The organism is Hyphomicrobium sp. 802, assembly GCF_000526135.1.
Taxonomy (GTDB): Bacteria; Pseudomonadota; Alphaproteobacteria; order Rhizobiales; family Hyphomicrobiaceae; genus Hyphomicrobium_B.
In genome coordinates, this window is sequence record NZ_JAFM01000001.1 from 1,662,134 (window position 1) to 1,677,700 (window position 15,567).

A 15,567-nucleotide genomic window follows, 5' to 3' on the forward strand; every position below is an offset into this window, starting at 1 on the left:
CCTGAGAGGGGGCCAGAGAGTTTAGACCTTCTATTGAAAGCATTTTCTGTTCGTTCCGAGCTACAGTACGGGTGACCGGCCCGCAACTGGCCGGTTGGGGGTTTTGAGGAGCGGAGTTGACGAGACCGGTAACCGGCGGGCGCGCTGCTGTTCGGCGCGGCGCTGACCAAAACGCGCAGCAAAACGCTTCGCAACGCCTGTCGGCCATCCCGCAGCGCGAGGTCTCGGCCTCGCCGCCGCCCATGCCGCGGAAAGACACTGCGATGGCGAAGGGCGCCAAGCATTTCTTTCGCGGGTGCCGCGTCATGTTCTATCTCGTGATGCCGCTTACGCTGCTCGCGGCGATCGCTATTGGCGTCTTGTATGTGCGCTTGCGCCACGGCCCGATCGCGTTCGATTTCGTCGTCGCTCCGATTGAGCAGGGGATCAACGCTGAACTCGTTACCAGCTCGGTGAAGATCGATGGCGCGGAGTTGCGGCTTGGGCAGACGGGAGAGCTCGAATTTCGTCTGCGGGATGTCAGCGTGCTCGAAAAGGGCGGCGATGTCGTGCTGTCGTCGCCGCTCGCGGCCGTGAATATCTCGATGGGGGCGTTGATGCGGGGCCGCATCGTGCCGGCCCGCATCGAGTTGATTGATCCGATTATTGCGCTCGCCTATTCGGAGCAATCCGGGTTTGTGTTCGAGCGAGCCATTCCCAAACCGATGCCGCTGCATCCCGGAACTGACACAGGAGTGCAGCCAGCGACGGGCGAGGCGCCTGCCGTGGTCTCCGGTACGACGATCGTGCCACAGCACGGCGCGAAGGGCACGAAAGTCAATCTCGCGAAAATGCTGACCGAGTCTTCGCGGCGGGCGCGGCAACGTCTCGATGCGACGTCCTACCTGACGGAATTCGGCATCTCGAACGCCACCGTCGTCGTCGATTACGAAGGACAGCGCAGCTCCTGGCGGATCGACGAGGCCAGTGTCGATTTCGATCATGCGGCCAAGCGCAGCGTGATTTCGGGGCGCGCCACCGTCGCGTCTGCGCGCGGGCCATGGTCGCTCTCGTTCCTGACGGACGAAAGCGAACAGATGGGCCGGCTCGAGGTCAAAGCGACCGTGCGCGGTCTGGTGCCGTCGACGCTGGCATCGGCTGCGCCGCCGCTCGCGCTTCTCGGAAACTTCGAATTTCCGGTTTCGGGCGACGCGACCGTAGACCTTTCGACGGTCGGCAACATCGAAGCCGCGGACCTTTCTGTCGAAGTCGGCAAAGGCCGGGCGCGGCTGCCCTATATGGTTCAGCCGATGGACGTTACGGCCGGTATCTTCAAGCTTGCCTACGACGGCAAGCAGAAGCGCTGGGAGCTCAAGCCGAGCCCGGTCAAATGGGCCGATGGCACGATCATGTTTACCGGCAACATGGCGGATGTGGCCAAGGGGACGGAGCCGCCGACGTGGCAGTTCAGTCTCGACGGCAAGAATGGTGTCTTTGAAGCGCCCGAGTTCAAAGTTCCCCCCGTCACCATCGACAAGTGGAACGCGACCGGTACGATCGTTCCGCGGCGTGGTTCCGTCGATCTAAGCGAATTTCAACTCGCGGGCGGTGGCGGCGAGGCGACGGTCAAAGCGAAGATGCAAGCTGGGCCACAGGGCCAGAGCATGTCGGCGGAGTTCCATGTTTCGCCGATGCCGCTCAACACGCTCAAGGCGCTATGGCCGCGGGCGGTGGCGACCGGGCCGCGCGAGTGGTTCGGCGAGAATGTGAAGTCCGTCGATTTCAAAGGCGGGACACTGAAGTTTTCAAACGGTGACGTCGGTGGCATCGAGCCCGGCACTGTGCAGACCGCAACGGAACAGGCCAATGCCGATTTCGAGGCGGAGAATGTCGTCCTTACGACGCTGCCGGGTATCCCGCCTATCGCGGCTCCCAAGGCTTCGATCCATCTGGAAAACAATATCCTGTCGGTTGCCGTCCCAGAAGGAACACTGACACTGCCGGACGGGAAGCAGGTGCCGCTCAAAGATGGAAGCATGACGACGGACAATATTCTGTCGCCGCGTCCGAACGGCGAGATCGCGCTCGCAGCGACCGGTGATCTCGGTCCCTTCATCGAAGCGCTTGAGCAGCTTCCGATCAAAGCCGTTCGCGATGCTTCACCGTTGCCGAAAGCCGGCGAAGGCAAGGTCAATGCGCAGTTCCTGATTAAAATGCCATTCTACGACGGCGTCAGCGGCGACGACATGGCCATCACCGGCAAGGCGCGCATTACGGATGGGCGTTTCGGCAAGGTTGCCGGGCGCTTCGACGTGCAGAACTTTTCGCTCGACCTCAATCTCACGGCAACGTCGCTCGATGCGAAGGGCGATCTTCTGGTCAATGGCGTTCCGGCAAAAGTCGTGGGACAGCGGCTGCTCGGTCCGGATGCCGGTGACCAGCCGCCGCTCAAGATCGTCGCCAAGCTTGACGAGGCAGACAGGACGCAGCTCGGGCTCGACGTCAACAACATGGTGCACGGCGTTGTACCCGTCGAGGTGACGTACCAGAAGGGCGATCGGCCGGAGCCTGCAATCAAGGTGCATGCGGATCTGACCGGCGCCGAGATGACGCTCGACAAGCTTCAGTGGCGCAAGGCGCCCGGCCGGACGGCGTCGCTCGATATGGATGTCGTGAAGACGCCTGACGGCGACACGGAGCTGCAGAATTTCAAGGTGCTGAGCGACAACATCGCGGCTGACGGCAAGGTCGTGTTCGGCCCGGACAACAAGATCAAGGAATTCGAATTTCCCGATCTCAACCTCAACGTCATTTCGAAACTCGATATCGACGGCACGCGCAGCAAGGACGACTTCTGGACGGTCAACATCAACGGTTCGAATTACGACGGCCGTAATTTCTTCAAATCGCTCTTCAGCGTCGGGGATGGGCCGGATCGCACGGCAAAGGCTGCTTCGGGCGGCTCCCATGCTTCGATCTCGCTGACCAACGTCATCGGCAGTTCGGATGTATCGCTGCGCAATCTCAAGCTGGAAGCCGAAATGCGGAATGGCAACCTGTCGAGCCTGGACGCCAGGGGAACGCTCGATGGCGGGGGCAATTTCGTTGCGACACTTGATAAAAGCACGGGCTCGCGGCATCTGATCGTGACGTCGAGCGATGCCGGGCAGGTGATGAAGCTCGTCAACTTCTATCCGAACATGCAGGGCGGGCGCATGCGTCTCGACGTGGCGCTCGACGGTTCGGGACCGGCAGAAAAGACCGGCCTTCTCGTCGTCGATAATTTCAGGATTTTGGGCGATCCCGTCATTACGGAACTCGCAAGCAGCGCCGACAGCGGCCGCCCCGCCATCGGCGGCAACGATCACGTTGTGCGCGAAGTGTTCGATTTCAATAGAATGCGCGCGCCGTTTTCCGTCGGCTACGGACAATTCGTGTTGCAGGAAGCCTATCTGAAAGGACCGCTGCTCGGCGCGACGCTGCGCGGCAAGGTCGATTTCCGGACGAAGCGGGTTAACATCGGCGGCACGTATATTCCGCTGCAAGGCCTCAACGGTGCGCTCGGCGACATTCCGGTGATCGGACAGATCCTGTCAGGCACGCAGGGTGAGGGCGTTCTTGGCATGACCTTCGCGGTGCAAGGGCAAACGAACGCCCCGCAAGTCATCGTCAACCCGTTCTCACTGGTTGCGCCGGGCATCTTCCGTGACATCTTCCAGATGACGTCGATGGACCCGACCATCCAAGTTCGCGATGCCGCCAAGCGGCAGGTTCCGGTCGTATCACCCAGCCCGTCTTCCGAGACGAAGAGATCAAAGTCGAAGGCCAAGAAAAAAGCGCCAAAGGCCGAGGCACAGGTCGATGGCTGGTCATCGACGACGACCAACCACTAGACCACTCCTTTAGTGCGGTCGCAGCAAGATGTGTTTTTTCTTGCCGAGCGACAGCTTGATAAAGCCTGATGCACTCGCATCGGCTGGGGTGAGGCTGGCTTTGTCGCTTGTGACGGCTACATCGTTGACCTTCAGGCCGCCGCCCTGAATCTGCCGGCGCGCTTCGCTGTTCGACGAAACGAGCCCGGCTTTCACGAACGCAACCAGAATGCCGATGCCGGCATCGAGTTCGTTTCGCGGGATTTCGATGGTCGGCAGATCGGACGCGAGCGCGCCCTGCTCAAAGGTCTTGCGCGCGGTTTCGGCGGCAGCTTCGGCTTTGTCGCGACCGTGCAGCAGCGCGGTGGCTTCGGTCGCTAGCACCTTCTTTGCTTCGTTGATCTCGGAGCCCGACAGTTTTTCGAGCCTGGCAATTTCATCGAGCGGCAGGAACGTGAAGAGCTTCAGGAAGCGGGCAACGTCGGCGTCTTCGGTGTTGCGCCAGAACTGCCAGTAGTCGTAGGCGGACAGCTGCGCCTCGTTGAGCCAGATGGCGCCCGCAGCGGTCTTGCCCATTTTGGCACCCGACGCCGTCGTCAGCAGCGGGCAGGTCAACGCATAAAGTTGATCCTTCACGCCCATGCGGCGGCCAAGGTCGATGCCGGTGACGATGTTGCCCCACTGATCCGAACCGCCCATTTGCAGATTGCAGCCATAGCGACGGTTCAGCTCGACGAAGTCATAGGCCTGAAGCAGCATGTAGTTGAACTCGATGAACGACAGCTCCTGTTCGCGTTCGAGGCGGAGTTTGGCCGAGTCCATCGTCAGCATGCGGTTGACCGAGAAGTGACGGCCGACATCGCGCAGGAAGTCGATGTAGTTGAGTGGCGCGAGCCACTCGGCGTTGTCGACCATCATGGCGTCGGAGCCCTGATCGCCGAACTTCAGGAACTTCTCGAAAACCTGCTTGATGCCGTTCTTGTTGGCTTCGATCTCATCGATGGTGCGCATCTGGCGCGTCTCGTCCTTGCCGGATGGATCGCCGACGCGGGTCGTGCCGCCACCCATCAGGGCGATGGGCTTGCCGCCGAGCTTTTGCAACCAGGTCAGCATCATGATCGAGATCAGCGAGCCGACATGGAGAGACGGCGCCGTGCAATCGTATCCGACGTAAGCAACAATACGGCCATCGGCCGAGAGCTTGTCCAGGCCCTCGATGTCGGAGCACTGGTGGAAAAATCCGCGCTCGGTCATAGTCTTAAGAAATTCGGAATTCGGTGTCGTCATTGCAATTCAGGCTTTCACTTCAGTCGTCGCGGGCTATGTTTTGAGCTGTGCCGCTTTTTAGTATGCGGCGTGGCCGCTTTCTATTTGCGGCTGCGCCACTTGATGATTTGCGGCCTGCGCCGCGGGGCGGCACCATGCACGGGAAGGTCGCGATGAGCAAGTTGATGAGAGCGGTGGGGCTGATGAGCGGAACATCGCTCGACGGCATCGATGTGGCGTTGATCGATACGGACGGGGAAGATCACGTGATCCGCGGTCCGGCGATGACGTTTCCCTATGACGATGACATGCGCCGCGTGCTGGTCAACGCCATAGCGGATGCGCGGGATCTGCATGTTCGCGATGCGCGACCGTATTCTCTGGCGGATGCGGAACGGGCGCTGACCGAAGCCCACGGCATTGCGGTCGCGCAGTTTTTCAAGGAGGCGGGCATCGAACGCTCGTCGGTCGATGTGATCGGCTTTCATGGCCAGACGGTGCTGCACAGGCCGGAGATTGGCCTGACGGTGCAACTCGGGCTTGGCGATCTGCTGGCGAACTTTACGCGCTGTCCGGTCGTCTATGATTTGCGTGCGGCCGATGTCGATGCGGGCGGAGAGGGTGCGCCGCTCGTTCCAGCCTATCACCGGGCGTTGACGGCAAAGCTGCCGCAGCGGCCGGTCGCGATCGTCAATATCGGTGGGGTCGCGAACCTGACGTGGATCGGGCGCGACGGCTCTCTGCTGGCTTTCGATACTGGACCCGGCAATGCGTTGATCAATGACTGGATGTTGCGCAAGACCGGCGCCTATCTCGATTCCGGCGGCGTGACGGCGGGTCAGGGGCAGGTCGACGAAGATGCGATCATTTCCTTGCTGAGCGATGGGTATTTCGCCGAGACGCCGCCGAAGTCGCTCGATCGCAATGCCTTTGCGCTCGATGCCGTCCAGCACTTGGGCATCGAAGACGGAGCTGCGACGCTGACGGCTTTTACTGCGCGCTCGATTGCGAAGGCGCGGGAGCACATGCCGAGCGAACCGGAGTTGTGGGTCGTTGCAGGCGGTGGCCGGCGCAACAAGACCATTATGGGGATGCTGGCGGAGCAGGTGCATCATGCCGTCGTTCCAGCGGAAGCAATCGGCCTTGATGGCGATAGCCTGGAAGCGGAGGCGTGGGCCTATCTGGCTGTTCGTTCGACGCTCGGACTGCCGATTACGTTTCCGGGCACGACGGGCGTTTCAGAACCAATGAGCGGCGGGCTCAGGGCTGAACCCACCGCTCACGTCATTCACTAAGCTACGTAAGACGGCGTTATTCGTCGTCGCTTTCTTCGTCGCCGCCTGCGCCGGCAGCGGGTGCGCTCTGGGATTCGAGCCGTTCAAGTTCGCGCTGGCGCTGACGTTCACGCTCACGCTCACGCTCGCGTTCCTTGTTGCGCTCGCGATCGAGTTCGAACTGAACCATGCGCTCGTCGAGATAGCTGCCGACGATATTGCCGAGTTCTTCCGTCTTGTTCTCAAAGAAGTGGTTGGCGCCGGGCACGACCTCGTGCGTGATCTTGATGCCCTTCTGGACCTTCACCTTCGCCGCCATTTCGGCAACCGAAGCGGTCGGGACGACGCGGTCCATATCGCCGTTGATGATGAGACCCGAAGAGGGGCACGGCGCGAGGAACGAGAAGTCATACAGGTTCGACGGGGGCGCGACGCAGATGAAGCCGTCGACTTCCGGGCGGCGCATCAGGAGCTGCATTGCGATCCAGGTGCCGAACGACACGCCGGCGATCCAGCAGGTCTTGGCGTCGGGCTTGACGAGCTGCAGCCAGTCGAGCGCGGAGGCTGCGTCGGCGAGTTCGCCGGGGCCGCCGTCCCAAACGCCCTGGCTGCGGCCAACACCGCGGAAGTTGAAGCGAAGCACGGAAAAGCCCCGCGCTGCGAACGTGTGGTAGAGATTGTAGACCACCTGGTTGTTCATCGTGCCCCCGAACTGTGGGTGGGGGTGCAGGATGAGCGCGATCGGGCTATCCGCGTTGCTCTCGTGGTGGTAGCGGGCCTCAAGGCGTCCGCCTGGGCCATTTATTATGAGTTCGGGCATTCGTTACTCGGTCTCGCTCGTGTGAAATTGGGCTGCATTCGGAGGCTGGATGCCGCCGCCAGGATGACCTGCGGCGTTTTGGCGTTCAAATCCTTGTGGCTCGAATTCTCAATCCTTGACTCCAGCGCTCAGGATTTCCATAACCTTAGAACCGTTCGAAATGTAGGGGCTGGCGTTCAAAAACGCAGGGCCCTTCCGATAGGGCGGGTCTCTTAGCACAGTCCGGGGTGCCGGATGCAAGCTAAGGATGCGTGGTGAAGGATTCCGCCGCCGCTTGGGGCGACGATAGTCCGGGGATTGATACGTGGAACTAACGACCAAAGGCCGTTATGCGGTCATGGCCATGGCGGACCTTGCCGGGCATGCCGATGAAGGTGCGACACCGCTGTCGGTCGTGGCTGAGCGCCAGAGCTTGCCGCTTTCCTATCTTGAACAGCTTTTTGTGCCGTTGCGCCGCGCTGGGCTAGTTGAGAGCGCCCGCGGGCGCTCTGGCGGCTATCGTCTTGCCAAGCCTGCAAATGAGATTTCCGTCGCCGATGTGATGGACGCGGTCGAGGAAGACACGCGTTTCACCCGCTGCTCGCACAACGATCCGCGCTGTTCGGTTGCGACGCCGTGCGTGACGCATGGGCTGTGGAGTGCGCTGAGCGACGCGACGGGGAAGTTTTTGAGTTCGGTCAAACTTGCTGACGTCGTAGCAGGCGGCCGAATGTCAGCCCGTCCGGCTGCCAGCCGCGGATTGCCGTTTGCACGCGCGGACGGTCCGCGAACCTATCTCGACTACAACGCGACGGCGCCGCTTCTGCCGGAGGCGAAAGCCGCGATGATCGAGGCGCTCGATGTTGCCGGCAATCCATCGTCGGTGCACGCGGAAGGCCGTCGTGCACGCTCTGTCATCGAAGCGGCGCGCGAGAGCGTAGCGCGTCTGGTCGGCGCGAAGTCGTCCGAGATCGTGTTTACGAGCGGTGCGAGCGAAGCCAACACTTGGGCGTTGTCGCAGCCTTGGGCGACGATTTTGACGAGCGGCATCGAGCACGATTCGGTGCTTGCACCTGCGCGGGCTTTAAACGCCGAGCTTGTGATGCTGCCGATCGGCACGGATGGCAGGCTCAAAGTCGAGGATATCGCTGCGCTGCTCGCGTCGCGCAGTTTCACCGGCCCGGCCGTCATTGCCGTTCAGATGGCCAACAACGAAACCGGCGTCGTCCAGCCTGTCGCCGAGATTGCCGAACTTGCCCGGGCACACGGTATAAAAATGCACGTCGACGCGGTGCAGGCGGCGGGCCGGATGCCGATCGATTTCGCCGCGCTCGATGTCGATACGCTGGCGATTTCCGCACACAAATTTGGTGGCCCGAAAGGGGTTGGCGCACTCGTCAATCGTGACCATGTGGACCTTGTGCCTCTTATCAGGGGCGGCGGGCAGGAACGTCGCCGTCGCGCTGGGACGGAGAACGTTGCGGCGATTGCAGGCTTTGGCGCTGCTGCCGAAGTTGCGCTTCGCAGTCTGGCTTCGATCGATGCGGTCGGCGCGTTGCGAGACAAGCTCGAAGCCGAACTGAAGCGGGTCAGCCCGAAGGCGGTCATCGTCGGTGAAGGTGCACTGCGTCTCGCCAATACGACGGCGGTGGCGCTTCCCGGAAAGCTTGCGGAAACGCTCGTTATTCGGCTCGATCTTGCAGGCATCGCAGTAAGTGCGGGGTCGGCGTGCTCATCGGGCAAAGTCGGCGCGAGCCATGTTCTGGAGGCGATGGGATTGGGGCCGGACATCGCAGCGGGCACGATCCGCGTCAGCCTCGGCCCGACGACGACCGAAGATGATATCGCGGCGTTTCTAGCCGCCTGGAAGACAATCGCGGGCGCACCGGCGCTCGCTGCGTAAAGATCAGATTTCAGGTGCCGTCGCGAGGCGGTGCGTAAATAGAGAGACGAAGAAATGGCTGCTGTTCAGGAGACGATCGATCAAGTTCGCAAGATCGATGTCGACCAGTACAAGTATGGTTTCGAGACGCTGATCGATAGCATCACGGCGCCGAAAGGCCTCGATGAATCGACGGTTCGTTTCATCTCGGCCAAGAAGGATGAGCCGGAGTGGCTGTTGAACTGGAGGCTCGAAGCGTTCACGCGCTGGAAGGCTATGACGGAGCCGACGTGGGCGAAGGTCCATTATCCCAAGATCGACTTTCAGGACCTCTATTATTATTCCGCGCCGAAATCGACCGAGGGGCCGAAGAGCCTTGCCGAGGTCGATCCGGAATTGCTGGAGACTTACAAGAAGCTCGGCATTCCGCTGAAAGAGCAGGAAGTGCTGGCCGGCGTGCAGGGTTCGCGCGTTGCGGTCGACGCCGTGTTCGACAGCGTGTCGGTCGTCACGACGTTCAAGGATGAACTGAAGAAAGCTGGCGTGATCTTCTGCTCGATCTCGGAAGCGGTGCGCGAGCATCCCGAGTTGGTGAAGAAGTATCTGGGCTCGGTCGTGCCGCAGTCGGACAACTTCTACGCGGCGCTCAACTCGGCGGTGTTTTCTGATGGCTCATTCGTCTACGTGCCGCCGGGTGTTCGCTGCCCGATGGAGCTTTCGACGTACTTCCGCATCAATGCGAAGCAGACGGGCCAGTTCGAGCGCACGCTGATCATCGCCGACAAGGGTGCATATGTATCGTATCTGGAAGGCTGCACGGCGCCGATGCGTGATGAACATCAGCTGCACGCGGCGGTCGTCGAACTGGTCGCGCTCGACGAAGCCGAAATCAAGTATTCGACCGTCCAGAACTGGTATCCAGGCGATGCGCAGGGCAAGGGCGGCGTCTATAACTTCGTGACGAAGCGCGGCGATTGCCGCGGTCATCACTCGAAGATCTCGTGGACGCAGGTCGAGACGGGTTCCGCGATTACGTGGAAGTACCCGAGCTGCATTCTGCGCGGCGACTATTCGCGCGGCGAGTTCTATTCGATTGCGGTTTCGAACGGCTATCAGCAGGTCGATAGCGGCACGAAGATGATCCACCTCGGGAAAAACTCGTCGAGCCGGATCATTTCGAAGGGCATTGCGGCGGGGTTCTCGCAGAACACCTATCGTGGTCTTGTCTCGGCGCATCGGAAAGCAACGAACGTGCGCAACTTCACGAACTGTGACTCGCTGCTGATCGGCGACAAGTGCGGTGCACATACGGTGCCTTACATCGAGGCCAAGAATTCGAGCGCGCACTTCGAGCACGAAGCGACGACGTCGAAGATCTCGGACGACATGCTGTTCTACTGCCGTCAGCGCGGGCTTTCGTCGGAAGAAGCAGTGGCGCTCGTCGTCAATGGCTTCGTGCGTGACGTGCTGCAGCAGTTGCCGATGGAGTTCATGGCCGAGAGCCAGAAACTGATCGGCATTTCGCTGGAAGGCTCGGTTGGTTGATCGTGGCTGAGGGTGACCGCCCCGCGCAGCTGTGACGAAATCAGAATTCAAGTTTGTAGAAACGGTTATTGAAATGCTTGAAATCAAAAACCTGCACGTGAAGCTCGCGGATGAAGATCGCGAGATCCTTAAAGGCCTGTCGCTCACCGTGCCGAAGGGCGAGGTGCACGCCATCATGGGCCCGAACGGCTCGGGCAAGTCGACGCTCGCGTATGTGCTCGCTGGGCGCGACGGCTATGAAGTGACCGACGGCGACATTCTGTGGAACGGTGAATCCATCATCGACATGGAACCCGATGAGCGGGCTGCGAAGGGCGTCTTCCTCGCGTTCCAGTATCCGATGGAAATTCCGGGCGTCGCCGGGTTGACGTTCCTGCGCACGGCGCTCAATTCCGTTCGGAAGAAGCGCGGTGAAGCGGAACTCACGACGCCTGCGTTCCTGAAGCTCGTGAAGGAAAAGGGCGCGAAGCTCAACATCGACGTGGATATGTTGAAGCGCCCTGTCAACGTGGGCTTCTCAGGCGGCGAGAAGAAGCGCTCGGAAATCCTGCAGATGGCGCTGTTGGAGCCGACGCTGTGCGTGCTCGATGAAACCGATTCCGGTCTCGACATCGATGCGCTGCGCATCGTCTCTGAGGGCGTCAACGCGCTGCGCGACAAGGACCGCGCGTTCGTCGTCATTACGCACTATCAGCGGCTGTTGAACTATATCGTGCCGGACAAGGTGCACGTCCTTGCCGATGGCCGCATCCAGAAGACAGGCGGCAAAGAGCTGGCGCTCGAACTCGAGAAGTCCGGCTACGCGGAATACACGCACAAGGCGGCTTAATATGAACGTTGCAGTGATGAAGACGAAGGCCGAACAGGCCATTTCGGAAAGCTTCGAGGCTGCGGCCGGAAAGCTGCCGGGAACCGATGTCGTGCGTGAGCGGCGCGCGCAAGCGATCGGGGCTTTCAGTGGCCTTGGCCTGCCTCATCGGCGCATCGAGGAATGGAAATACACCGATCTTCGCGCCAACGTGAAAGACATCTTTCCCGCTTCCCTCGACGACGCAACGCCGTTGACGATCGCGGAATTGATTGTGGCGCTCGGGCCGTTGGCCCACGTCGATGCGCATCGGATCGTTTTCGTGAATGGTCACCATCGGGCAGGGCTTAGCGATTTTGCCGACGCGGCAGGCTTCGAGGTTGCGGCGCTTGGCGAGTTGTTGGCAACGGCGACGGAAGACGTGAGTGCGGCTCTAGTTTCCACTCCGGAGGGCGGCGATGCGATTGAAACTCTCAATACGGCCTTCATGACCGACGGCGCCGTCGTGCGCATGACGGAAGGCGCCTCAGTCGCAAAGCCGCTGTTGGTCGTTTTCGTTCGAGCAGGCGCCGAGGCTTCTTCAGTTGCCGTGCGCAATTTCGTGACGGTTGAAGCCGGTGCGTCGGCGAGCGTGATCGAAGCGCACGTCGTTCTGCCGGGCGCGGAGCAGGACGTGCAGCTCAATGCACTGACGGATGTCGTCGTTGGCAAGGGCGCGACGCTGCATCATGCAAAGGTCGCGGTCGATGAGGGGAAGGCTTTGCATCTGTCGAATTGCGATGTGATGCTCGACGCCGATGCAACCTATCGCAGCTTCCAGTTTTCGGCTGGACTCGGCCTGGCGCGCAATGACCTCAACGTCATTTTCGAGGGCGAGGGCGGCAAAATCGATCTTTCCGGCGCCTATCTCGCGCGGCGGGCGGAGCATATCGATACGACGCTCGTCGTCGATCATGCGGTGCCGCGCTGCGAGAGCCGCGAACTATTCAAAGGCGTGCTGGAAGATCACGGCCGTGGCGTGTTCCAGGGCAAGATCATTGTTCGCCCTGATGCGCAGAAGACTGACGGTAAGCAGATGTCGCAAGCGCTGATGCTGTCGGAAGACGCCGAATTCGATTCGAAGCCTGAGCTCGAGATTTACGCTGACGACGTCGTCTGCGGCCACGGCACGACGGCGGCGGAACTCGATCCCGATCTTCTCTTCTATTGCCGTTCGCGCGGCATTCCGGAGAAAGAGGCGCGGGCGCTGATGATCGAATCCTTTATTGGTGAAGCCATCGAGAAGGTTGAAAACGAGCAGCTTCGAGGTGCGCTAGCGGCTTACGCTACGCAGTGGCTCGGGCGCTCGGCGGGCCGATAGTTTAGGGCCGAAAGTCTGGGCGGATAACATATGGGACATGAAACCAGTATTGCCGCTTCCCGAAGCGCCGCGTCGCAGGCGGGGCTCACCGGCGCGCCTTACGATGTCGAGCGCATTCGCGCGGATTTTCCGATCCTGTTTCGGGAAGTGAACGACAAGCCGCTCGTCTATCTCGACAATGGAGCGTCGGCGCAGAAACCGCTGTCCGTCATCGAGGCAATGGATCACGCGTATCGCTACGAGTACGCGAATGTGCATCGCGGGCTGCATTTCCTGTCGAACACAGCGACGGATAAATACGAAGCCGCACGTGAGACGGTGCGCCGGTTTCTCAACGCCGAGCATGCGGACGAGATTATTTTTACGCGCAATGCGACGAGCGCGATCAATCTCGTGTCGCGGTCATTCGGTGAGCCGAGGATCGGACAGGGCGACGAGATCGTCATCACGATCATGGAGCATCACGCCAACATCGTGCCGTGGCATTTCCTGCGCGCGCGCAACGGTGCGGTGCTGAAATGGGCGCCGATGACGGATCGCGGCGAGCTGATAATCGACAAGCTCGAGGCGCTTATTACGCCGCGCACGAAGCTTGTCGCTGTGACGCATATGTCGAACGTGCTCGGCACGATCAATCCGGTGAAGGATATCATTCGTATCGCGCACGCCAAGGACGTGCCGGTGCTGATCGACGGCAGCCAGGCGGCCGTGCACATGGGCGTCGACGTGCGCGATCTCGATGCGGATTTCTACGTCTTCACGGGGCACAAGACCTATGGCCCGTCGGGGATCGGCGTCCTGTATGGAAAGCGCCAGTTGTTGCAGTCCATGCCGCCGTACGAAGGTGGCGGCGACATGATCGAAAGCGTAACGCTCGATAACGTCACATATAACGAACCGCCGCACCGGTTCGAGGCCGGCACGCCGATGATCGTCGAAGCGGTCGGGCTGGCGGCGGCGCTGAATTACATGATGCAGATCGGGCGCGAGAAAATCGCCCGCTACGAAGCGGAGCTTGGCGCCTATGCCGCCGAGCGGCTGGCGGAGCTGCCGTGGCTCAAACTTTACGGCACGGCGCCGGGCAAAGGCGCGATCTTCTCGTTCACGATAGATGGGCTGCATCCGCACGACGTGTCGACGATCATCGACCGTTCGGGTGTGGCGATCCGGGCGGGGCATCACTGTGCGCAGCCCTTGATGGAGCGCCTGGGCGTGACTGCAACCTGCCGCGCGTCCTTCGCGTTGTACAACACAAAAGCCGAGGCTGATGCGCTGGTTACCGCGCTCACCAAGGCGCATGATCTTTTCGCGTAAAGGAGCTTCCGAATGGATGGGAAGCAAATCGAAGACCGCGAGGCATTGAAGACGGCGGTGGAGGCGCTCGATGCGCCGCCGACGTTGCCGCCGGACGGTGGCGTTGCGCCGGACCCAGCAGCGGGTGTCGTATCGGCAGATGGTGCCCCCAAGGGTGACGGCAATGCATCGGCACTCCCGCCGGAAGAGATCGAGCGGCTGACGAACGATATCGTCGCCGCGCTCAAGACGGTTTACGATCCGGAAATTCCGGCGGACATTTACGAACTGGGCTTGATCTACAAGGTCGAGGTCGATGACGACCGCAATGTCGTGGTCAACATGACGTTGACGGCGCCGGGCTGTCCGGTCGCAGGTGAAATGCCGATCTGGGTTGAAAACGCCGTCAATGCCGTGCCGGGCGTCGCTGGAACCAGGGTCAATATCGTGTTCGATCCGCCCTGGGATCAAAGCCGGATGTCGGACGAAGCGCGGCTTGCGGTTGGAATGTTCTGACGTGGGTATCGTTTTGGACGGCGAATACCCATATACTTGCAGTGAAGCAACGACCTACGGAGGCCAGCGTGCCCTCGCTTAGAATGATGCCAAAAGTCATGACCTTGACCGACACCGCTGCGGCGCGCGTTTCTGCTCTGCTCGCGCAGAAGCCGGGTGTCAAGGCGTTGAAGATCGGGATCAAGAAGGGCGGCTGCGCGGGCATGGAATACACCATGACCTGGGCCGAAGAGATCGGGAAGTTCGACGAAGTCATCGAAGACAAAGGCGCGGTCGTGCTCATCGATCCGGCAGCGATCATGTATCTGATCGGCACGGAGATGGACTACAAGACCGACAAGCTGTCGTCGCAGTTCGTCTTCAACAATCCGAACCAGAAGAGCGCTTGTGGTTGCGGCGAGAGCGTCAACCTCGAACCGGCTACGCCGGAACGGTTTGCGCCGGTCGGCTGACGCAAACCGCGGGCACGGGTTTGGGACCGGGGCATGTCCTCCGCGAACGATGATCTGCTTCAAATCCTGAAAGATGCTCTGGAACGCGAAGGTTTCGTGCGCGGTGGGCGCATGTTCGGCGGCGTTGGTGTTTATTTTGACGGCACGTTCTTCGCCATCATCACCGGCGGCACGATCTATTTGAAGACCTCTGAAGGAATGCGAGCGCGGTTCGAGGCGGAGCGCTCGCAGCCGTTCTCCTACCAGACCAAAAGCGGAAGGACGCAGCTTACGTCTTATTGGCGGCTGCCGGAGCGCCTGCTCGACGACGTCGATGAATTGAGGGATTGGGCGCGTGCATCCATTGATGCCGCGCGTGAGTTCGCTGCTAGCAAACAGCGGAAGCCGACAACCGCAAAGCCCAAAGCAGCGCGAAAGACAAAATCGGCCGCCCGATCATCCCGTTGAACATCATCCTCGGCACAAAGCCGAGGATTGTTTTTCTGCTGAGGATTCTGGCCGGTAGATCCTCGGGACGAGGC

12 protein-coding genes are annotated in these 15,567 nt (G+C 60.8%); 10 read left to right on the top strand and 2 right to left on the bottom strand.

Features of this window, described 5'->3' with window-relative positions:
• Positions 1-116 precede the first annotated feature (116 nt).
• Positions 117-3,872 carry an AsmA-like C-terminal region-containing protein gene (locus HYP802_RS0108355; RefSeq protein ID WP_024275538.1) on the top strand — a complete coding sequence of 1,252 codons (3,756 nt, stop codon included), beginning with the start codon at positions 117-119 and terminating at the stop codon, positions 3,870-3,872.
• A 9-nt stretch (positions 3,873-3,881) separates the two neighbouring features.
• Here HYP802_RS0108355 and tyrS read toward each other — a convergent pair whose 3' ends face one another.
• A complete protein-coding gene (gene tyrS / locus HYP802_RS0108360) occupies positions 3,882-5,138 on the bottom strand; it encodes a tyrosine--tRNA ligase (protein WP_013946729.1) in 1,257 nt (418 codons plus the stop codon).
• A 152-nt stretch (positions 5,139-5,290) separates the two neighbouring features.
• Here tyrS and HYP802_RS0108365 point away from each other — a divergent pair, with 152 nt between their 5' ends.
• Positions 5,291-6,412 (top strand): anhydro-N-acetylmuramic acid kinase, encoded by a 1,122-nt coding sequence (locus tag HYP802_RS0108365; protein WP_244420981.1) that lies wholly within the window; start codon positions 5,291-5,293, stop codon positions 6,410-6,412.
• 16 nt (positions 6,413-6,428) lie between these two features.
• On the opposite strand, the gene HYP802_RS0108370 is transcribed toward HYP802_RS0108365, so the two are convergent.
• On the bottom strand, positions 6,429-7,211 hold the full coding sequence (locus HYP802_RS0108370) for an alpha/beta hydrolase (RefSeq protein ID WP_013946731.1): 783 nt from the start codon (positions 7,209-7,211) through the stop codon (positions 6,429-6,431).
• 304 nt (positions 7,212-7,515) lie between these two features.
• Between HYP802_RS0108370 and HYP802_RS22200 the strand changes: the two genes are divergently transcribed.
• The 8 genes from HYP802_RS22200 (at position 7,516) to HYP802_RS0108410 (ending at position 15,493) form a co-directional block, all read left to right on the top strand.
• Entirely contained in the window at positions 7,516-9,093 is a 1,578-nt protein-coding gene (locus HYP802_RS22200) for an aminotransferase class V-fold PLP-dependent enzyme (RefSeq protein WP_024275539.1), read from the top strand.
• Positions 9,094-9,147: 54 nt separating this feature from the next.
• The gene (sufB, locus tag HYP802_RS0108380; protein WP_024275540.1) at positions 9,148-10,617 is read left to right on the top strand and encodes a Fe-S cluster assembly protein SufB; all 1,470 of its coding nucleotides are present in this window, start codon (positions 9,148-9,150) and stop codon (positions 10,615-10,617) included.
• A 73-nt stretch (positions 10,618-10,690) separates the two neighbouring features.
• On the top strand, positions 10,691-11,446 hold the full coding sequence (gene sufC / locus HYP802_RS0108385) for a Fe-S cluster assembly ATPase SufC (RefSeq protein WP_024275541.1): 756 nt from the start codon (positions 10,691-10,693) through the stop codon (positions 11,444-11,446).
• A 1-nt stretch (position 11,447) separates the two neighbouring features.
• Positions 11,448-12,785, top strand: coding sequence for a Fe-S cluster assembly protein SufD (sufD, locus tag HYP802_RS0108390; protein WP_024275542.1), 1,338 nt, complete (start codon positions 11,448-11,450; stop codon positions 12,783-12,785).
• Positions 12,786-12,815: 30 nt separating this feature from the next.
• Positions 12,816-14,099 (top strand): cysteine desulfurase, encoded by a 1,284-nt coding sequence (locus HYP802_RS0108395; RefSeq protein WP_024275543.1) that lies wholly within the window; start codon positions 12,816-12,818, stop codon positions 14,097-14,099.
• Between the two features lie 12 nt (positions 14,100-14,111).
• Positions 14,112-14,594, top strand: a complete 483-nt coding sequence (locus tag HYP802_RS0108400; protein WP_013946737.1) for an SUF system Fe-S cluster assembly protein — start codon at positions 14,112-14,114, stop codon at positions 14,592-14,594.
• A gap of 68 nt (positions 14,595-14,662) precedes the next feature.
• The gene (locus tag HYP802_RS0108405; RefSeq protein ID WP_024275544.1) at positions 14,663-15,046 is read left to right on the top strand and encodes an iron-sulfur cluster assembly accessory protein; all 384 of its coding nucleotides are present in this window, start codon (positions 14,663-14,665) and stop codon (positions 15,044-15,046) included.
• A 33-nt stretch (positions 15,047-15,079) separates the two neighbouring features.
• On the top strand, positions 15,080-15,493 hold the full coding sequence (locus tag HYP802_RS0108410; protein ID WP_013946739.1) for a TfoX/Sxy family protein: 414 nt from the start codon (positions 15,080-15,082) through the stop codon (positions 15,491-15,493).
• The last annotated feature ends 74 nt before the right edge of the window (positions 15,494-15,567 follow it).

Bases quoted from the DNA above. Each gene is read 5' to 3' on its own strand.
- tyrS (WP_013946729.1), bottom strand. From the start codon at position 5,138: ATGACGACACCGAATTCCGAATTTCTTAAGACTATGACCGAGCGCGGA.
- HYP802_RS0108365 (WP_244420981.1), top strand. From the start codon at position 5,291: ATGAGCAAGTTGATGAGAGCGGTGGGGCTGATGAGCGGAACATCGCTC.
- HYP802_RS0108370 (WP_013946731.1), bottom strand. From the start codon at position 7,211: ATGCCCGAACTCATAATAAATGGCCCAGGCGGACGCCTTGAGGCCCGC.
- sufB (WP_024275540.1), top strand. From the start codon at position 9,148: ATGGCTGCTGTTCAGGAGACGATCGATCAAGTTCGCAAGATCGATGTC.
- sufC (WP_024275541.1), top strand. From the start codon at position 10,691: ATGCTTGAAATCAAAAACCTGCACGTGAAGCTCGCGGATGAAGATCGC.
- sufD (WP_024275542.1), top strand. From the start codon at position 11,448: ATGAACGTTGCAGTGATGAAGACGAAGGCCGAACAGGCCATTTCGGAA.
- HYP802_RS0108395 (WP_024275543.1), top strand. From the start codon at position 12,816: ATGGGACATGAAACCAGTATTGCCGCTTCCCGAAGCGCCGCGTCGCAG.
- HYP802_RS0108400 (WP_013946737.1), top strand. From the start codon at position 14,112: ATGGATGGGAAGCAAATCGAAGACCGCGAGGCATTGAAGACGGCGGTG.
- HYP802_RS0108410 (WP_013946739.1), top strand. From the start codon at position 15,080: ATGTCCTCCGCGAACGATGATCTGCTTCAAATCCTGAAAGATGCTCTG.